The sequence below is a fragment of the Polynucleobacter necessarius genome (assembly GCF_900096765.1).
GTDB classification, from domain to species: Bacteria; Pseudomonadota; Gammaproteobacteria; order Burkholderiales; family Burkholderiaceae; genus Polynucleobacter; species Polynucleobacter necessarius_F.
Map to the genome: position 1 here is coordinate 1,614,562 of NZ_LT615228.1, position 17,906 is coordinate 1,632,467.

At 44.8% G+C, this 17,906-nt stretch carries 19 protein-coding genes and 1 pseudogene; 17 read left to right on the top strand and 3 right to left on the bottom strand.

Features of this window, described 5'->3' with window-relative positions:
* The first annotated feature begins 17 nt into the window (after positions 1-17).
* From murA to hisD, 3 genes are read left to right on the top strand one after another with little or no spacing between them, the layout of a single operon-like run.
* Positions 18-1,292, top strand: a complete 1,275-nt coding sequence (murA, locus tag DXE33_RS08440) for a UDP-N-acetylglucosamine 1-carboxyvinyltransferase (protein ID WP_114639471.1) — start codon at positions 18-20, stop codon at positions 1,290-1,292.
* A 20-nt stretch (positions 1,293-1,312) separates the two neighbouring features.
* A complete protein-coding gene (gene hisG, locus DXE33_RS08445) occupies positions 1,313-1,939 on the top strand; it encodes an ATP phosphoribosyltransferase (RefSeq protein ID WP_114639472.1) in 627 nt (208 codons plus the stop codon).
* A gap of 10 nt (positions 1,940-1,949) precedes the next feature.
* The gene (hisD, locus tag DXE33_RS08450) at positions 1,950-3,272 is read left to right on the top strand and encodes a histidinol dehydrogenase (RefSeq protein ID WP_114639473.1); all 1,323 of its coding nucleotides are present in this window, start codon (positions 1,950-1,952) and stop codon (positions 3,270-3,272) included.
* A 15-nt stretch (positions 3,273-3,287) separates the two neighbouring features.
* On the opposite strand, the gene hisC is transcribed toward hisD, so the two are convergent.
* Entirely contained in the window at positions 3,288-4,355 is a 1,068-nt protein-coding gene (gene hisC / locus DXE33_RS08455; RefSeq protein WP_114639474.1) for a histidinol-phosphate transaminase, read from the bottom strand.
* A 116-nt stretch (positions 4,356-4,471) separates the two neighbouring features.
* On the opposite strand from hisC, the gene hisB reads away from it, so the two are divergent.
* From hisB to tatC, 10 genes and pseudogenes are all read left to right on the top strand, one after another.
* Entirely contained in the window at positions 4,472-5,059 is a 588-nt protein-coding gene (gene hisB / locus DXE33_RS08460) for an imidazoleglycerol-phosphate dehydratase HisB (RefSeq protein WP_114639475.1), read from the top strand.
* A 47-nt stretch (positions 5,060-5,106) separates the two neighbouring features.
* Complete coding sequence (gene hisH, locus DXE33_RS08465; protein WP_114639476.1) at positions 5,107-5,763, top strand: imidazole glycerol phosphate synthase subunit HisH; 657 nt, start codon at positions 5,107-5,109, stop codon at positions 5,761-5,763.
* A 17-nt stretch (positions 5,764-5,780) separates the two neighbouring features.
* Positions 5,781-6,542: a 1-(5-phosphoribosyl)-5-[(5-phosphoribosylamino)methylideneamino]imidazole-4-carboxamide isomerase gene (hisA, locus tag DXE33_RS08470; protein WP_114639477.1), complete on the top strand. Its 762-nt coding sequence runs from the start codon at positions 5,781-5,783 to the stop codon at positions 6,540-6,542.
* Positions 6,542-7,300 carry an imidazole glycerol phosphate synthase subunit HisF gene (gene hisF, locus DXE33_RS08475; protein WP_114639478.1) on the top strand — a complete coding sequence of 253 codons (759 nt, stop codon included), beginning with the start codon at positions 6,542-6,544 and terminating at the stop codon, positions 7,298-7,300. The genes hisA and hisF overlap by 1 nt, the downstream gene beginning before the upstream one ends.
* 36 nt (positions 7,301-7,336) lie before the next feature.
* Entirely contained in the window at positions 7,337-7,750 is a 414-nt protein-coding gene (gene hisI / locus DXE33_RS08480; RefSeq protein WP_114639479.1) for a phosphoribosyl-AMP cyclohydrolase, read from the top strand.
* Between the two features lie 33 nt (positions 7,751-7,783).
* Entirely contained in the window at positions 7,784-8,185 is a 402-nt protein-coding gene (locus tag DXE33_RS08485; protein ID WP_114639480.1) for a phosphoribosyl-ATP diphosphatase, read from the top strand.
* Between the two features lie 14 nt (positions 8,186-8,199).
* Positions 8,200-8,556 carry a histidine triad nucleotide-binding protein gene (locus DXE33_RS08490; protein WP_114639481.1) on the top strand — a complete coding sequence of 119 codons (357 nt, stop codon included), beginning with the start codon at positions 8,200-8,202 and terminating at the stop codon, positions 8,554-8,556.
* Between the two features lie 16 nt (positions 8,557-8,572).
* Positions 8,573-8,795 (top strand): annotated as a pseudogene (gene tatA, locus DXE33_RS10600) (Sec-independent protein translocase subunit TatA).
* A 49-nt stretch (positions 8,796-8,844) separates the two neighbouring features.
* The gene (gene tatB, locus DXE33_RS08500; RefSeq protein WP_114639482.1) at positions 8,845-9,321 is read left to right on the top strand and encodes a Sec-independent protein translocase protein TatB; all 477 of its coding nucleotides are present in this window, start codon (positions 8,845-8,847) and stop codon (positions 9,319-9,321) included.
* A 36-nt stretch (positions 9,322-9,357) separates the two neighbouring features.
* A complete protein-coding gene (gene tatC, locus DXE33_RS08505) occupies positions 9,358-10,131 on the top strand; it encodes a twin-arginine translocase subunit TatC (protein ID WP_114639483.1) in 774 nt (257 codons plus the stop codon).
* On the opposite strand, the gene DXE33_RS08510 is transcribed toward tatC, so the two are convergent.
* The gene (locus DXE33_RS08510; RefSeq protein ID WP_114639781.1) at positions 10,128-11,591 is read right to left on the bottom strand and encodes a tetratricopeptide repeat protein; all 1,464 of its coding nucleotides are present in this window, start codon (positions 11,589-11,591) and stop codon (positions 10,128-10,130) included. The two genes, tatC and DXE33_RS08510, sit on opposite strands and share 4 nt — an antisense overlap.
* A 208-nt stretch (positions 11,592-11,799) precedes the next feature.
* On the opposite strand from DXE33_RS08510, the gene DXE33_RS08515 reads away from it, so the two are divergent.
* Positions 11,800-12,990, top strand: a complete 1,191-nt coding sequence (locus DXE33_RS08515) for a porin (protein ID WP_114639484.1) — start codon at positions 11,800-11,802, stop codon at positions 12,988-12,990.
* Positions 12,991-13,115: 125 nt separating this feature from the next.
* Complete coding sequence (locus tag DXE33_RS08520; protein ID WP_114639485.1) at positions 13,116-15,293, top strand: tetratricopeptide repeat protein; 2,178 nt, start codon at positions 13,116-13,118, stop codon at positions 15,291-15,293.
* 36 nt (positions 15,294-15,329) lie between these two features.
* Here DXE33_RS08520 and mscL read toward each other — a convergent pair whose 3' ends face one another.
* On the bottom strand, positions 15,330-15,752 hold the full coding sequence (gene mscL, locus DXE33_RS08525; protein ID WP_114639486.1) for a large conductance mechanosensitive channel protein MscL: 423 nt from the start codon (positions 15,750-15,752) through the stop codon (positions 15,330-15,332).
* Between the two features lie 133 nt (positions 15,753-15,885).
* On the opposite strand from mscL, the gene petA reads away from it, so the two are divergent.
* Entirely contained in the window at positions 15,886-16,488 is a 603-nt protein-coding gene (gene petA, locus DXE33_RS08530; protein WP_114639487.1) for a ubiquinol-cytochrome c reductase iron-sulfur subunit, read from the top strand.
* 10 nt (positions 16,489-16,498) lie between these two features.
* On the top strand, positions 16,499-17,899 hold the full coding sequence (locus tag DXE33_RS08535; protein ID WP_114639488.1) for a cytochrome b: 1,401 nt from the start codon (positions 16,499-16,501) through the stop codon (positions 17,897-17,899).
* Positions 17,900-17,906: the final 7 nt, after the last annotated feature.

Here is a 17,906-nt window from a genome sequence, read left to right on the forward strand (position 1 = left end):
TTTAATAGAATCGGTTTATGGACAAATTACGAATGGTTGGCGGTACCCCCTTAAAGGGAGAGGTCCTCATTGCGGGAGCCAAAAATGCTGCGCTACCAATTTTGTGCGCCTGTCTATTAACCGATCAGACTGTGACTTTACGCAATGTGCCTGATTTACAGGATGTGCGTACGATGCTCAAGCTTTTACAAGAGATTGGTGTAGCCATCAGTTTTCCGGATCCATCTGATCGTAGTCACATTGTTTTAAACGCAGCCATCATCAAGAGTTCGGAAGCAACTTACGATATGGTCAAAACGATGCGCGCATCTATTTTGGTGTTGGGCCCACTTCTGGCCAGAATGCATAGTGCCAAGGTGTCTTTGCCAGGCGGTTGTGCCATTGGAGCACGTCCTGTAGACCAGCACATCAAGGGCCTAAAGGCCATGGGTGCCAATATCAAAATTAAGAGTGGCTACATTCAGGCAGAAACAAAGCCACAATCAGATCGTCTAAAGGGTGCCTCGATTCTGACGGATATGATTACCGTCACTGGTACCGAAAATTTATTAATGGCAGCAACCTTGGCATCGGGCACTACTATTTTGGAAAATGCGGCGCGCGAGCCAGAGGTTGGTGACTTAGCTGAATTATTGGTCAAAATGGGCGCCAAGATTTCTGGGATTGGTAGCGATCGATTGGTCATTGAGGGTGTGGAAAAGCTCCATGGTGCTGAGCACTCTGTTATTCCTGATCGCATCGAGGCGGGAACTTTTTTATGTGCAGTTGCTGCTGTAGGTGGCGATGTGCTGGTAAAGCAATGCAGACCAGATACTTTAGATGCGGTGATCGTAAAGCTTAAAGAGGCCGGCTTACAAATAGAAGTGGGCCCCGACTGGATTAAGGCTGCTATGCAAGTTCGCCCAAAGGCTGTTAGTTTTCGTACCTCAGAGTACCCAGCTTTTCCAACGGATATGCAGGCACAGCTAATGGCTGTCAATGCAGTAGCAACTGGCAGCTCAACGATTACTGAGACTATTTTTGAAAACCGTTTTATGCACGTTCAAGAGCTCAATCGTTTGGGCGCTGATATTGCGATCGAAGGAAATACTGCGATTGCCCAGGGTGTAGAAAAGCTATCGGGAGCAATTGTGATGGCTACTGATTTGCGTGCTTCCGCGAGCTTAGTGATCGCAGGCCTTGCAGCTCAAGGCGAAACTCAGGTCGATCGTATTTACCATTTGGACCGCGGATACGACCGCATGGAGCAGAAGTTAACCCTATTGGGCGCCAACATCGAGCGCGTGAAGTAAGGCTGAGGGATAATTAGGGCATGAAATTGACTCTAGCCCTATCTAAAGGGCGCATCTTCGAAGAGACTGCAGAGATCTTATCTAAGGCGGGTATCGCGCCTAAAGAAGATCCCGAGAAGTCATGCAAATTGATAATTGAGACGTCCAATCCAGATGTCCGCCTGATAATTGTGCGCGCTTCAGATGTGCCAACCTACGTTCAATTTGGCGGCGCTGATTTTGGCGTGGCTGGTTTAGATGTATTAATGGAAAAAGGTAGTGATGGTTTATATGTGCCTTTTGACCTCAATATTGCTAAATGTCGTATGTCGGTTGCAGTGCGCGATGGCTTTGATTACGCAGCCACCGTGAAGCAAGGATCTCGATTAAAGGTGGCTACTAAGTATGTCAATTGCGCACGTGAGCATTTTGCCAATAAGGGTGTGCACATCGATACGATTCAGTTATACGGATCAATGGAGTTAGCCCCCTTGGTTGGGATGGCAGATGCAATCGTTGACCTGGTTTCTACTGGTAATACGCTCAAGGCTAATGGTTTAGTGGAGGTGGAGCCTATCGCTGACATTAGTGCGCGCCTGGTTGTTAATCAAGCCTCATACAAACGCAAGCGTACTCAGTTGCAACCTATTTTTGAATTACTTAAGTAAGCGGTCAAACATGTCATCGACCGTTTCCATTCAGCGCCTGAAAAGTACCGATCCAGGGTTTGAAGAAACTCTGCTATCCAGCCTCTCTTTGCCTATGACGGATGATGCTGCAATTGATGCTGCTGTTGTCAAAATTCTCAATGCTGTTAAGCAAGAAGGTGATGAGGCGGTTCTCTCTTTTACCAAGCAATTTGATCGCCTTAATGTTACCAGTGTTGCTGAGTTGGAGATTCACAAGAAAGATTTGGAAAGCGCTTATCAGTCCTTATCTGCTGAGCAAAAGAGCGCTCTTGATATAGCCGCAAAAAGAGTACGCGCTTATCACGAGAGGCAAAAAATTGAAGCAGGTTGTCATTCATGGGAATATGAAGAAGCAGATGGAACGCGTCTTGGTCAAAAAGTAACTCCTTTAGATCGCGTGGGTATATATGTTCCAGGGGGTAAGGCTGCTTATCCCTCATCCGTTTTGATGAATGCCATTCCAGCAAAAGTGGCCGGCGTTGCTGAGGTCATCATGGTAGTGCCAACCCCGGATGGCGCTCGAAATCCACTCGTTTTAGCGGCTGCGTATTTGGCTGGGGTTGATCGTGTTTTCACCGTAGGAGGCGCTCAAGCAGTTGCAGCCTTAGCGTACGGAACAAAGACCATCCCTTCGGTAGATAAAATTGTTGGTCCGGGTAATGCGTATGTTGCCGCCGCTAAGCGCCGTGTATTTGGCACGGTAGGCATTGACATGATTGCAGGCCCTTCTGAAATTCTCGTACTGTGTGACGGCTCCAGCAATCCAGATTGGATTGCAATGGATTTATTTTCTCAGGCTGAGCATGATGAGCAGGCACAATCTATTTTGTTGTGCCCTGACCCAGCATTTATTGACCAGGTTCAAGCAAGTATTAATCAATTGCTTCCTGAGATGCCCAGGGCAAAAGTGATTGAGGCGTCCTTAACAAACCGAGCGCTTTTAATTCAAGTCAAAGATATGGCGCAGGCTTGTGAGATTGCTAATGCCATTGCCGCAGAGCATTTGGAGATTTGCGCTAAAGAACCTCGGCAGTGGGCAGAGCAGATTCGGCATGCGGGCGCGATCTTTATGGGTAATTACACTAGTGAGTCTTTAGGTGACTATTGTGCTGGCCCAAATCACGTTTTGCCAACTGCACGTACAGCCCGCTTCTCTTCTCCGCTAGGCGTTTATGACTTCATTAAACGCTCGAGCATGATTGAAGTTAGTGAGGCAGGTGCACAGACTTTAGGAGCTGTTGCTAGCACCCTTGCTCATGGGGAAGGTTTGCAAGCGCATGCTCACGCTGCAGAGATGCGCCTTAAAAAGTAAGCCTTACTTTTTTACTTAAGCCAGGATTTCTTTTAAAGCGGCGACAAGTTCGCCACTTTGTTCATCCGTGCCAATTGTTATTCGTAAAAACTCTTCAATCCGTGGAGATTTGAAGTGACGAACAATAATTCCGCGATCACGCAATGCTTGATAAAGCTTTGCTCCGGCATGCTTTGGATGACGGGTAAAAATAAAATTAGCAGTCGAGGGTAGTGTGTCAAAGCCTAAGGTACTTAATCGCCCTACTAGTGCCAATCTTGTTTTAATGACCTTGGCACTACTTTCTTCTAAATGTGCTTGATCTTCAATTGCAGCAATCGCACCAGCTTGTGCAAGGCGTCCTAGCGGATAAGAGTTAAAACTATTTTTAACGCGCTCCAAGCTTTCAATCAGATCAGGGTGACCAAGTGCAAAACCAACCCGCAGGCCTGCTAATGCACGTGATTTAGAGAGTGTGTGAACAACCAATAGATTTTCTGGACAAGCGTTACCACGCAATAGAAGAGCGCAAGATTCTGTTCCGTAGTCAACATAGGCTTCATCGATCACTACAACGGAATCTTTGTTTGCTGCTAGGAGCTTCTCAATTTCTGTGCGGGGTATTGATCTACCCGTTGGAGCATTAGGATTGGGAAAAATGATTCCACCATTTGGAGCGGCGTAATCTAAAATATTGATCTCAAAATTAGATCCTAGAGGGATGGTTTTGTAATCGATTTCGAACAGCTTGCAGTAAACCGGATAGAAGCTATAAGTGATGTCTGGAAATTGAACCGGTTTATTTTGTTTTAGTAAGCCCGCAAAAACGTGTGCTAGGACTTCATCTGAGCCATTTCCTAAAAACACTTGATTGGGGTTCAGACCATGCAGTTTGGCGATGGCTTGTTTAAGCGAGACACCTTCGGGGTCTGGATAAAGACGCAAATCATCTGTTGTTTGGCTACTGATTGCTGCAAGCGCTTTAGGTGAAGGGCCGTACGGGCTCTCATTGGTGTTGAGCTTTATCAAGCGCTGCATTTGTGGTTGCTCCCCTGGAACGTAGGGGGTCAAAGCTTGCACAACAGGGCTCCAAAAGCGACTCATGAGGGTACTCGGGTCAAAAAACACAAAGAAAGTAAATCAATATCCATATTTGAATATCTTCTAGGAATGATATTATGAGGCTTCAATCAACACTTCGCCTCGCGGCGTAAAGAAGCATGCGGCAAGCCGACGTAACCCGAAACACTTCGGAAACCAAAATTCAGATTTCCATCAATTTGGATGGTACCGGTAAGGCTGAGCTGGCCTCCGGCGTACCTTTTTTGGATCATATGCTTGATCAGATTGCCCGACATGGCATGATCGACCTCAAAGTGATTGCTCAGGGCGATATCTATATTGATGATCATCACACTGTTGAAGATGTGGGTATTACCTTAGGTCAGGCCTTTGCAAAGGCCGTAGGCGATAAGTCAGACATAACGCGTTATGGTCACTCTTACGTGCCTTTGGATGAAACTTTGTCTCGAGTGGTGGTGGATTTCTCTGGTCGTCCAGGCTTGGAATTTAATGTGCCATTTACCCGCGCTCGTGTAGGTGACTTTGATGTGGATCTGAGCATTGAGTTTTTTCGCGGTTTTGTGAACCATGCCGGAGTGACTTTGCACATCGATAATTTGCGTGGCATCAATGCTCACCACCAAATTGAGACTGTCTTCAAAGCCTTTGGTCGCGCCTTGCGTATGGCCTTAGCTATTGACCCACGCGCAGCGGGTGTCGTCCCTTCAACTAAAGGCAGCCTCTAATCTAGAATTTCTAGTTGCCTTAGATCACAGTAAAGATAGACTAAATTTTGGCGCAAACAATTGCGATCATTGATTACGGAATGGGTAACCTTCGTTCCGTTTATCGGGCATTTCGTCATGTTGCGCCCAATGATAATGTCTTGATTGCGCATCAGCCTGAAGAAATTCGTTCTGCTGATCGAGTAGTCTTACCTGGTCAAGGGGCTATGCCCGATTGCATGAAGCATCTGGAAGAATCTGGTCTCTTGGAGGTCTTGCTCGAAGCTTCTAAAAATAAGCCTTTATTGGGTGTTTGCGTAGGCGAGCAAATGTTGTTTGATCAAAGTGCTGAAGTGCGTCTTGGGGAAAGGTGGACGCCATGTTTGGGGCTAATTGCTGGTGAAGTTCGTCGTTTCGAACTTGCTGGAAAGAAGCAGGCAGATGGTTTAGCTTATAAAGTACCGCACATGGGTTGGAATCAGGTTCGCCAAGATCGCTCTCATCCCATTTGGAAGGGTATTCCTGATTTAACAAGCTTTTACTTCGTGCATAGCTACTATGTTGTGCCGCAGCGATTAGAAGATAGCGTGGGCTCCACTGAGTACGGAGATTGGTTTACATCTGCAGTTGCGCGGGATAATATTTTTGCAACGCAATTTCATCCTGAAAAAAGTGCAGAATACGGATTAATGCTTTATCAAAATTTTGTTTCTTGGCAACCTTAAATTCTTAACGATTCTTTATGCTGCTCATTCCTGCAATTGATCTAAAAGACGGCCACTGTGTTCGACTCGAGCAAGGTGACATGGACAAAGCTACAGTTTTTTCTGAAGATCCAGGAGCGATGGCAGCACATTGGATTAGTAAAGGTGCGCGTCGCTTACATTTAGTCGATCTCAATGGTGCTTTTGCTGGCAAATTAAAAAATGAGTCTGCGATTAAATCTATTTTGAAAGCGGTTGGCGATGAGATTCCGGTTCAGTTGGGTGGCGGTATTCGCGATCTAGAAACGATTGAGCGTTTACTGGATGATGGCATTAGTACTGTGATTATTGGAACGGCTGCAGTCAAGAATCCTGGCTTTGTACAGGATGCATGTACTGCTTTCCCTGGTCAGGTCATGGTTGGTTTAGATGCTCGTGATGGCAAAGTCGCGACCGATGGATGGAGCAAGATTACTGGCCATGAAGTGATTGATCTGGCTAAGAAGTTTGAAGACTGGGGTGTAGAGGCGATTATCTACACTGATATTGGTCGTGATGGCATGCTCAAGGGTGTCAATATAGAGGCAACGGTGAAGTTAGCCCAAGCGATTCGGATTCCCGTAATTGCTAGTGGTGGCCTTTCTAATAACCATGATATCGAGGCGCTTTGTAAGGCAGAAGAAGAGGGTGTGATGGGCGTGATTGCGGGCCGCTCAATTTATGCAGGTGATCTTGACCTTGCTGCTGCTCAAAAATATGCGGATGAATTAACCCTGAAATACGCAAAGAAAATTATCTAGTGCTAACTAAAAGAATTATTCCTTGCCTAGATGTCACTGCAGGGCGGGTTGTAAAAGGTGTGAATTTCGTTGGTCTGCGCGATGCGGGTGATCCTGTAGAGATTGCTAAGCGCTATGACACCCAGGGCGCTGATGAGCTTACCTTTTTAGATATAACAGCAACTTCTGATGGTCGTGATCTCATTTTGCACATCATCGAGGATGTGGCATCCCAAGTATTTATTCCGTTGACAGTTGGTGGTGGTGTTCGTGCCGTGTCTGATGTTCGTCGCTTGTTAAATGCTGGCGCAGATAAGGTGAGTATGAATTCTTCTGCAGTTGCTAATCCAGATTTGGTTACGGATGCCGCCGCTTACTACGGCTCTCAATGTATTGTGGTTGCTATTGATGCCAAGCAAACACTGGCGGGTAACTGGGAGGTGTTTACTCATGGCGGCAGGACTCCTACCGGTATAGATGTTGTGAGCTGGGCTAAGGAGGTAGCGCAGCGAGGCGCAGGTGAAATTTTGCTGACCAGCATGAATCGAGATGGTAGCAAGGATGGTTTTGATTTAGCACTCACCGCGGCGGTGAGTGATGCCGTTTCTGTTCCTGTGATTGCTTCAGGTGGCGTTGGTAACTTACAGCACTTAGTCGATGGCATTACAAAAGGCCATGCAGACGCAGTGCTGGCGGCCAGTATCTTTCACTATGGTGAATACACCGTAGGCCAAGCAAAAGAATATATGGCATCCCAGGGAATTCCAGTTCGCATATAGTGAGTGAGCGCCTCAGATTCGCGGTAAAGTTCTGGTATGAATAAGTTTCAGAGTGCCTTTACCCCCATCACCACAATCGAAGCTGGTCCATGGCTGGATGCTGTTACATGGAATGAGCAAGGTCTAGTCCCAGTGATTGCCCAGGAATTTGGTAGTAACGATATCTTGATGATGGCTTGGATGAATCGAGATGCCTTATTGGCCACTTTGCGTTTGGGTGAGGCAGTTTATTGGACTCGTTCCAGACAAAAGCTGTGGCACAAAGGCGAGGAGTCTGGCCATACCCAAAAAGTGAAAGAAATTCGCCTGGACTGTGATGGCGATACGATTTTGCTCATTGTCGAACAAAAGGATGGCATTGCCTGTCATACGGGCGAGCACAGTTGCTTCTTCCGGCAATGGGATTCTGATAAATTGACTTGGGTCGATGAGTCCAAGGTGAATAAGTAAAAGTCTTTTTATTAAAAGACATAAAATGAACCAATGAGTAGCCCCTCCAATAAAACCGCTAATTTAGACTCTGCATTGGCTCACTTGGCTGATGTTGTCGATCAACGTCGAGATGCGTTCAAAGCTGGTACAACAGATCCGAAGACTTCGTATACTGCTTTACTCTTTTCCAAGGGTGATGATGGTATTTTGAAAAAAATTGGGGAAGAAGCAACCGAAGTAGTTATGGCGGCGAAAGATGTGCGCTCCTCGAATTTGGCCGCAGAGCAAAAGAAGCTCTTAGTTGGTGAAATGGCAGACCTTTGGTTTCATTGTTTAATTGCGCTCTCACAATTTCATTTGCGTCCTGAAGATGTGATTGCTGAGCTCGATCGTCGCTTAGGAACCTCGGGCACTGAAGAAAAGGCTGCTCGTAAAGCCGCCGGTAAAGAGTAACTTTGGAATAGGCCATGTCACACGATCCTAATTGCTTGTTTTGTAAGATTTCTCAAGGTTTGATTCCGTCTCAGAAGGTATATGAGGACGAAGAGATATATGCATTTAAAGACATTAATCCAGCTGCACCAGTCCATTTTTTAATCATTCCCAAAAAACATATTCCAATGCTAGAGTCCGCACAAAGCGCAGATGCCCCATTGCTAGGTAGAATGATGGAATTGGCGCCCCGACTTGCTAGAGAACAAGGTTGTCGACCTGGAAAGGAAGGCGGCTTTAGGTTGATGGTAAATAATGGCGCAGATGGAGGGCAAGAGGTTTATCACCTGCATGTGCACGTGATGGGCGGTCCGCGCCCCTGGAAAAAATAATCCAAGGAGATTAAAGATGGGTTCATTTAGCATTTGGCATTGGTTAATTGTATTGGTCATCGTGATGTTGGTATTTGGTACCAAAAAATTGCGCAATATTGGCCAAGATTTAGGTGGAGCAGTAAAGGGTTTCAAAGAAGGCATGAAATCTGCTGATGAACCCTAAAGAGCAAATTTCCCAAAACTCTGCAAGCACCGATAAAACTGTTGATGTGCAAGCCAAAGATTTAAATAAGTGATTTTTGAAAGCGCAATTGAAATCGAACAGTCCCTATTTAGTTTCCTCAGATGATTGATTTAGGGGTTTCAAAACTTGCGCTCATTGCCGTAGTAGCATTAGTGGTGGTTGGTCCCGAGCGCTTGCCAAAGGTTGCCCGAATGGCTGGCAATCTATTTGGACGCGCTCAGAGATATATGGCTGACGTCAAGTCAGAAGTCAATCGCCAAATGGAGATTGAGGAATTAAAAAAGTTTCGCGAAGAAAGCGCCTCAGTACTTAGGGATGTTGAAAATAGTATTAGCTCGGTAGCTAAAGAGGCTAATGCGAATTTAACTGATCAAGCGGATATTTTTGAGACTAATTTTGAAAAGCTGCCCCTAGATGAAAAAGAGGTGCTTCGCAAGACCAAGCGACAAGGCCGTAATAGCTGGGGCGTCAGGCGTGCTGCAAGACCTATTTGGTTTAAGCGCTCTGCCGGAGTGCGTACTCGAGTGCAATCAGGTGCAGCAAGAATGAAACGTTTTCATCATAGCAGTGGCAAGTAATCCATTAGCGCAAGAGAATAACTAGAAGATATTTGCATGACAGAAAACCATTCACCTGCAGACTCGGGATTGCAAGAGTCATTTCTGTCCCATTTATTTGAATTGCGAGATCGCGTCATCAAAGCGGCGCTTGCAATCATCATCGTCTTCTTGTGCCTGGTGTATTGGGCACCAGACATATTTCATTTATTTGCCCAGCCCCTTTTGCAAGCACTGCCCGCAGGTGGAAAAATGATTGTGACTGATGTCACTGGTTCATTCTTTGTCCCAATGAAGGTGACAATGCTAGTAGCATTCATCATCGCATTGCCGGTGGTCATGTATCAGCTGTGGGCCTTCATTGCCCCTGGCCTCTATTTGCATGAGCGCAAATTAATTTTGCCTCTAGTAGTGAGTAGTTACACCCTATTCATTATCGGAATGGCATTTGCTTACTTCTTAGTATTTCCCACGGTATTTAAATTTATGGCGAGTTATAACGCACCATTAGGCGCTGAGATGTCAACTGACATTGATAACTACCTGAGCTTTGCAATGACAACTTTCTTGGCATTTGGTATTACATTTGAGGTTCCCGTGGTGGTGGTGGTGCTAGTTCGCGTGGGAATGGTATCTCTGGCTAAGCTAAAAGAAGTTCGCCCTTACGTCATCGTTGGCGCATTTGTGGTTTCAGCGGTAGTGACACCCCCTGATGTGCTCTCACAGCTGCTATTAGCTGTGCCGATGACCTTACTTTACGAACTTGGGTTATTGGTTGCCCATCTTTACGTGCCAAAGCCTTCCGAAGTTGAGGCCAATAGGGCGGCTTAAATATTCTCAGTCTCTTCTAAGGCTTTCATATTTTTTGAGAATGTATTTTTGAGCCAACTGCTGACTTGATCAAAGCGATAGCGTCTTTGTCTTAAGTTGCCTTCGATATCAGTCTCGGTACCTGCGAAAGCTTTGCCGGCAGCCAAGAGAGTGCGACGTTGCTGAATGGTTTCAATCTGAATAAGTCTAGGCAGTATCTTAGGTAATTCCCAGCGGATGTCGACAACCACACAATGTTCATGTTGAAGTTGACCTACTTCACAGAGTAACAACTCTGCTTTGCTAAAGTTAAATTGATTGGCAATGAGAATGCGATGACACAGTAATAGCCAATCATGATCCATCTTATGTTCTGCGTGATGATTGATGGCTTGCTCGGCATATTGTGCCAGTTCATACCAGTCATTTGATTTAGGATTGGGACAACTACCCAGTATTTTATTGAGCAACTCTTTTGCTTCAGGTACGCCTTGTTGGTGGGCTTGCCATGCCCAATAAGAGGCTTGTAGACCACGTACTTTTTCCTCTAACTTCTCGCGCTTACGCCATAAGTTGGCGCCTTTACGTAGTTGAGCTTGCGGATGTCCTAGGTCTGCTGCGCGATCGAAACAACGATCACTTTCATTAGCGTTATATCCAGAAAATTGTGGGCGACGATAAATCTCTCCAAGAGCGTACCAAGCATCACGATCACCATCTTTTGCTGCAAGTTCTAACCAATGAGCAGCTTTCTTGAGTGAGGCGTTCGATTTGTTGTCGCCACTACCATCTAACTGTGCAAGGCGCAAACCTAAAGTGAGTTTTGCAACGGTGAGGCCTAGTTCAGCTGCTTGCGTCAAGGCATCTTCATTTTGAGTGTCGAGCCATACATTCCACAATGAAGTGAGCGCTTCATTTTTAGGCTGAAGCTTAATGAGTAACTCCTTTGCGTGATCTGAGAACGCACAATTTATCTCTGCTAGCTCTTTAAGAAATTGGTGAGCTATTTTTTGTAGATCACCAAGATCAGTATTGGGTGATGTCTCGTCTAATGCGCTGGATGATCTTTTTTTCAGCCAGTTGGCTAGTTCAGCTTGCGCTTCTTTTTTGCTGGGATTGATCAGAAGGTTAGCAATCTGCCACTTAGCAGCAAATACTGAATCTGAGTCGGTGTTGTCCTTAGCTAGCTTCCATAAGGCATCCCACCCGAATCCAAAAGCAGGGGACTGAACAGTTTGATCGAGTGGAATATTCGCAATTTGTTTAAGGATCGTCAGATTTTCAGCGCCGCTTGAGCTTTCATTGCCAAGTATTTGATTTTGAATTGAAAAATAAGATTTTTCTAACCAAATCAGGGCATTAGAAGGCTGTATCGGGGTTTTAAAAGCGCCGGTAAGGTAAGCTTGCGCCAATTTTTGTTGCGCGAATATATCACCAAGGCGGGCTGAACTGAGGATTTTTAAGAATTCGCGACTTGCCATCTGACAATTTTGACATTCAAGACGCCTAAAAGACAGAAAACCAAGCCCATGTTGCCCTGATACAACGAAGAAAGCCAAAAAACTACCTTTTGACAAGCAAAAAGAGGTCATAAATACCCTTACCCCCAGTCTAGCGGGGCAAAGGAGAGAAAATTCTCGAGTCCCAGCTTTATTTGGGCATTACTTTCAATTTATGGAGATTTACAGAATGAAAAAATCGCTATTCGCACTCGCAGCTTTGACAGCTGTTGCCGGCGCAGCTCAAGCTCAGTCCAGCGTTACCGTTTACGGTATTTTGGACGCTGGTTGGGTTGGTGGTAACTCAAAGTTATCTGGTCCTAATGCAACTCCTCAGAACCAAGCTGGTACATGGAGCAAGTTCAGCATCTCTGGTGCAGAAGCTACTAGCCGTTTAGGTTTCAAGGGTACTGAAGATATTGGCGGCGGCACATCTGCTTTCTTCACTGCTGAAATGTCTTTGACTGGTGATTCAACAGCACCTTTGGGTTCTGTTCGTCAAATGTTCGTTGGTCTGAAGAAAAATGGTATCGGCGCTGGTTCTATCGGTACTGTTAATACAATCATCCACAACGCTGTTGCTGTTACTGATCCAGGCGCACACATCGCTGGTAACGTCTATGCAACCAATACTGGTGCAACTGCAACTCCTGATTTGACAAACTATGGTCAATCAGCTGCTTACACAGTTCGTACAGCAAATACATTGGCTTTGGCTACTGACACTTTTGCTGGTTTTAGCTTGAATGCTAACTACACACAAAACGGTGCAAACGTTAACCAACAGGGTAACTACAACATCAGTGGCGGCTCTTCAAACGGTGGCTCTACAAACTTCACAGGTTGGGGCTTAGGTGCTAACTATGCTTGGCAAAAATTGTATGCAACTGCTAACTACCAAGCTTTGAGGAGCGTTCAGCCATATGGTAGTGCTGCTACAGCATCCAATCCGTACTCTGCAGCTGATGCAATCTGGTCCAATTCTCTTGGTGGTGTTAACACTCAAGACAACCAGGCATACATCGCTGCAACTTATGACTTCGGTATCTTGAAGGCCTACGGTCAGTGGGTAAGCCGTAAAGCAACTGCTGTTCAATTTTCAAACTTCTACGCTAAGCGTACAGCTCAGCAGTTAGGTGTTCGTAGCTTCATTACCCCTACTGTTGAAGCATGGGCAAGCTTAGGTAATGGTCGTTACACAGCATTCGGCAACGGTCAACCAACAGCTAACTTCACCGGCTATCAATTAGGTGGTAACTACTACTTGAGCAAGCGTACAAACTTGTACGCAATCTACGGCTCAACAGAAACTTCAAGCGTATCAACCCAAGGTTCTGCTAGCCAAAACAACTATGCAGTGGGCGTTAAGCACACTTTCTAATTCCGATGCTAGCGTAAGCTAGTTGAAGATTTAGTTGTATAGAAGTTCAAACCCACCGTGGTAACACGGTGGGGTTTTTTATTTGGCAAGTATCATTTAGTTTCATCTAACTAAGTCGGCAATTCATGAACTATCTTCTACAACAGGCAGTTATTTATCATCAGCAAAAGAACTGGTCTGAGGCTAAAAGGTTGTATGAGTATTTGCTAAAGGTTGAGCCTAAAAATTTTGATGCCTTACTTCTTCTGGGTCTACTACATGCCGAAAAGGGAGACTCTGATCAAGCCTTAAAATTTTTGCAAAATGCCGTGAAAATTAATCCATCCTCTGAGGCTGCTAAATATAACTTAGCGTGCACATTTGTCGCCAAGGGTGATCTAAGTTCGGCTGAGAAGTATTTCTTACAAACTCTAAAAATAAATTCTACGAATGTAAGAAGTTATTTTGAGCTGGCGAAAATAAACAGGCTTCTTGGCAAAAATAGTGTTGCACAGAAGTACTTTGATGAGTTGATTAAAATCGAACCAAATAATGCAGAAAATTACTATGAGTATGCCTTGTGCCAAGTTGACTGCAAGAACTATGAAGCTGCAGCAGAATTACTTCAAGTCTCTTTAAAACTAAATCCCTCTTATGTGGATGCTTTGATAGTTTTGGGTCGAACGTACTTTGAACTGAGAATGTTCGATGATTCAAGAAGAATATACGATCATTTATTGGGCATAGACCCTCATTCAGCAGTTGCCAATCGGAGTTTGGCAAATTTATGTAAGCGTTCCGGTCAGTATTATGAAGCCATGCTTTTTATTGATAAAGCAATCGAGATACAACCAAACACAGTGACAGACTTTATCAATAAAGGGGGCATTTGGCAGTTAGTAGGCAATTATTTAGAGGCTATTAATGCGTTTTCCCATGGTATTAGTATTGATGCGGATGCACCGAATTTATATGGAGCATTTATTGATTCGAAATTACATCTATGTGATTGGACCGGACTTCAAGGTTATGTGAATTTAATGAAGCAAAAAATTGTTGCTGGAAAGCCGGTCTGTGATCCATTCATAGCGTTGGCACTATACGATTCCTTGCAGACTCAGAAGCAGTGCACTGAAGCATCGGTGGCTACGCGTTTCAAAAATCAGGATGGGGTTTTAAGCTTTTCTTCTCGATTTTCTAGGTCTTCGGAAAAAATTGTTGTTGCTTACATATCTGCTGACTTTAGGAACCATCCGATTTCATTCCTAATGGCTGAACTATTTGAGCTCCACGATCGAGAGCGATTTGAGATTATTGGAATTTCTTCCTCACCTACTAAAGACAATTTAACTGAGAGGCTTTCGAAAGCATTTGATCAATTTATTGATGTACATGACAAATCTGACCAAGAAATCATTTCTATATTGAAAGATTTAAATGTTGATATTGCGATTGATTTGGGTGGGTATACGCAGGATTCTCGTTTTGGAGTATTGGCTCAAAGAGCTGCCCCTATCCAAATGAGTTATTTGGGATTCTTGGGCACAACTAATCACCCCTCTATTGACTACATTATTGCTGATGAAGAAACTATTCCCCCAGAGTCACAACCGTTTTATAGTGAAAAGATTGCCTACCTTCCAAGCTATCAAGTTAATGATAGTAAGCGTAAGGCATCTGACCGAATATTTACAAAAAAAGATTTTGGAATACCTGAGGATGCATTTGTATATTGTTGCTTTAATAACAACTACAAACTCATGCCAGAAGTTTTTTCGTGTTGGATGAATATATTAAATCGAGTCAGCAAGGGAGTGCTATTACTCTACGCTGAGAATGAAGCAGTCAAAGAGAATCTGAAAAAAGAGGTGGTTGTTAGAGGCGTCGATCCCGCTAGACTTTTCTTTGGTGAGAGACTCTCTCAGCCCGACTATCTTGCAAGATATAGATTTGCCGATTTATTCCTAGATACCTTTCCTTATAATGCAGGCACTACTGCTAGTGACGCATTATGGATGGATGTTCCGGTACTCACTCGGCAGGGGGAGACCTTTGCAAGTCGCGTTGCGAGTAGTATTCTCAAGTCCATTGGTTTGCCTGAGCTGATTACTAAAACAGTTGAGGAGTATGAGTCACTAGCTTGCGAGTTGGGTACTAATGAACTAAAGATGCGTACATTAAAGGAAAAGTTGATTTCGAATAAATCAACTACGCCCCTCTTTGATACACCAAAATTTACTCAAGACCTTGAGCGCTTATATGAGATAGCCTTTCAAAAACTGCAAAGAGGAGAGGGGCCAAGCAATATCCGGGTTATTCCATAAAGGAGTGATTTAGATAAGCTTGACCACTTTGAAGACCTACTTTTTCAGGCTATCGCGAATCTCACGCAACAAAACAATGTCTTCTGGGGTTGGAGGGGGTGGAGGTGCATCTAATAACCTGACTTTATTGACCACTTTCACCATTTGAAAGATAACAAAAGCCAAAAGGATGAAATTGATCGAAATAGTGATGAAATTTCCGTAGGCAAAAATCGGGACACCAGCTTTTTTCAGTGCATCAAAAGTTCTAGGCACCCCATCTGGAATATGACCCAAAACAATGAATAGGTTTGTAAAGTCGATATGGCCGTCCAAAAGGGTCGAAATCACTGGCATCATGATGTCATTAACTAGGGAATCAACAATCTTGCCAAAGGCGCCACCAATAATTACACCTACCGCCAGATCGATTACGTTGCCTCTTACGGCAAAATCCCTAAATTCCTTTAAAACGCTCATAATTACTCCCTTTTTTGAATAGTGATTAACCCGAGATTAACCTCATAACTTTCTTGCTTACCCCACTTTTTACTTTAAAATCTTAACTTTTAGCAATATCCACCCATAGATACCCTTTTTAGGAATTTTGTAAATGAGTGACAAGCCCTGTATGGACAAAGATCGCCGTAATTGGTTGATTGCCACATCGGCGGTTGGTGGCGTAGGTGCAGCCGCGGCCCTTTACCCTTTTGTAGACAGTTTTGAGCCTTCTGAGCGTGCTAAGGCTGCTGGTGCTGCTGTTGAAATTGATATCACTGGTATGAAGCCGGATGAGATGAGAACGGTAGAGTGGCGTGGTAAGCCAGTATGGGTGGTGCGCCGTACCCCAGAACAGGTTGCCGAGCTCTCTAAATTAGATGGCGAATTAGCCGACCCCAATTCCTTACGTGATCCATCCCAATTTACGCCTCCATATGCCCAAAATCAATGGCGCTCAATTAAGCCTGAGTATTTAGTGGTCGTGGGGATTTGTACTCATTTGGGTTGCTCGCCATCAGCGAAGTTTGAAGCCGGTCCACAACCATCCCTACCAAGTAGCTGGCCAGGTGGCTTCCTATGCCCATGCCATGGCTCTACATTTGATATGGCGGGTCGTGTATACAAAAATAAACCAGCCCCAGATAACCTTGAAGTGCCGCCGCATATGTACCTAAGCGACACCAAGATTCTGATTGGCGAAGACAAGAAGGCCTAAGGAGAGATAAATGGCATTCCAAGAAAAACAAGTCCCAGCAGATGCTCCGGTAGCCCAAAAGGTATTGGCTTGGGTCGATTCCCGCTTTCCATTGACATCCACTATTAAGGATCACTTAACCGAGTATTACGTCCCTAAAAACCTGAATTTTTGGTACTTTTTTGGCTCTTTAGCAATCGCTGTTTTAGCGCTTCAGATCATTACCGGAATTTTCTTGGTAATGAACTACAAGCCTGATGCTGCCAAGGCCTTTGAGTCCGTTGAGTACATCATGCGCGAAGTACCTTGGGGATGGTTGATTCGCTATTTGCATTCAACCGGTGCCTCTATGTTCTTCGTAGTGGTTTATATGCACATGTTCCGTGGATTGATTTATGGTTTATATCGCAAGCCACGTGAACTTATTTGGATTTTTGGTTGCGCAATCTTCTTGTGCTTGATGGGCGAAGCATTCTTCGGCTACTTGCTCCCATGGGGTCAGATGTCTTATTGGGGCGCTCAAGTGATTGTGAACTTGTTCTCTGCAATTCCTTTCATTGGCCCAGATTTGTCTCTCTGGTTGCGTGGTGACTATGTTGTGGGTGATGCAACTCTCAATCGCTTCTTCGCATTCCATGTGATCGCAATTCCATTGGTATTGATTGGTTTGGTTGCTGCCCACATCATTGCTTTGCATGAAGTGGGTTCAAACAACCCGGATGGCGTTGAGATCAAAGAAAACCTTGATGCAAACGGTCACCCAGTAGACGGCATTCCTTTCCATCCTTATTACACCGTGCACGATGTTTTTGGTTTGGGTGTGTTCTTGATGATCTTTGCATGCATCGTATTTTTTGCTCCAGAGATGGGCGGATATTTCCTTGAGGCAAATAACTTTATCCCTGCAAATCCATTGCAAACGCCTCCGCACATTGCTCCAGTTTGGTATTTCACGCCGTTCTATTCGATGTTGCGTGCAACCACTTCCAACTTCTTGCTGCCTTTGTGGATTTTCTTGGCAGTGATTCTTGGGATGTTTGCGAAGAGTGCTAAGGACATCAAAATCAAAGGTGTTTGTGCTGCGATCGCCTTGGTGTTAGCTGCTGGCTTTTACATGTTTGATGCAAAGTTTTGGGGCGTTGTGATCATGGGCGGTTCTGTTGTGATCATGTTCTTCTTGCCTTGGCTCGATCATTCACCTGTTAAATCCATTCGCTACCGCCCACAGTTCCATAAATATATCTATGGTGTGTTTGTGGTGAGCTTTGTGATCTTGGGCTATTTGGGTATCCAGCCACCATCTCCAGTGTTTGAAAAGATTTCTCAGATTTGCACTATTTATTATCTGGGCTTCTTCTTGGCAATGCCGTTTTGGAGCAAGCTTGGCACGTTCAAGCCAGTTCCAAGCCGCGTTACTTTCAAGTCCCATTAATTGAGCC

Excerpts from the sequence above, each read along its gene's own strand:
- hisA (WP_114639477.1), top strand. The coding sequence starts at position 5,781 with ATGCTGCTCATTCCTGCAATTGATCTAAAAGACGGCCACTGTGTTCGA.
- DXE33_RS08520 (WP_114639485.1), top strand. The coding sequence starts at position 13,116 with ATGAACTATCTTCTACAACAGGCAGTTATTTATCATCAGCAAAAGAAC.
- DXE33_RS08485 (WP_114639480.1), top strand. The coding sequence starts at position 7,784 with ATGAGTAGCCCCTCCAATAAAACCGCTAATTTAGACTCTGCATTGGCT.
- tatC (WP_114639483.1), top strand. The coding sequence starts at position 9,358 with ATGACAGAAAACCATTCACCTGCAGACTCGGGATTGCAAGAGTCATTT.
- hisG (WP_114639472.1), top strand. The coding sequence starts at position 1,313 with ATGAAATTGACTCTAGCCCTATCTAAAGGGCGCATCTTCGAAGAGACT.
- hisB (WP_114639475.1), top strand. The coding sequence starts at position 4,472 with ATGCGGCAAGCCGACGTAACCCGAAACACTTCGGAAACCAAAATTCAG.
- hisI (WP_114639479.1), top strand. The coding sequence starts at position 7,337 with ATGAATAAGTTTCAGAGTGCCTTTACCCCCATCACCACAATCGAAGCT.
- tatB (WP_114639482.1), top strand. The coding sequence starts at position 8,845 with ATGATTGATTTAGGGGTTTCAAAACTTGCGCTCATTGCCGTAGTAGCA.
- murA (WP_114639471.1), top strand. The coding sequence starts at position 18 with ATGGACAAATTACGAATGGTTGGCGGTACCCCCTTAAAGGGAGAGGTC.
- hisD (WP_114639473.1), top strand. The coding sequence starts at position 1,950 with ATGTCATCGACCGTTTCCATTCAGCGCCTGAAAAGTACCGATCCAGGG.
- hisC (WP_114639474.1), bottom strand. The coding sequence starts at position 4,355 with ATGAGTCGCTTTTGGAGCCCTGTTGTGCAAGCTTTGACCCCCTACGTT.
- DXE33_RS08535 (WP_114639488.1), top strand. The coding sequence starts at position 16,499 with ATGGCATTCCAAGAAAAACAAGTCCCAGCAGATGCTCCGGTAGCCCAA.
- DXE33_RS08515 (WP_114639484.1), top strand. The coding sequence starts at position 11,800 with ATGAAAAAATCGCTATTCGCACTCGCAGCTTTGACAGCTGTTGCCGGC.
- mscL (WP_114639486.1), bottom strand. The coding sequence starts at position 15,752 with ATGAGCGTTTTAAAGGAATTTAGGGATTTTGCCGTAAGAGGCAACGTA.
- DXE33_RS08490 (WP_114639481.1), top strand. The coding sequence starts at position 8,200 with ATGTCACACGATCCTAATTGCTTGTTTTGTAAGATTTCTCAAGGTTTG.
- petA (WP_114639487.1), top strand. The coding sequence starts at position 15,886 with ATGAGTGACAAGCCCTGTATGGACAAAGATCGCCGTAATTGGTTGATT.
- DXE33_RS08510 (WP_114639781.1), bottom strand. The coding sequence starts at position 11,591 with ATGGCAAGTCGCGAATTCTTAAAAATCCTCAGTTCAGCCCGCCTTGGT.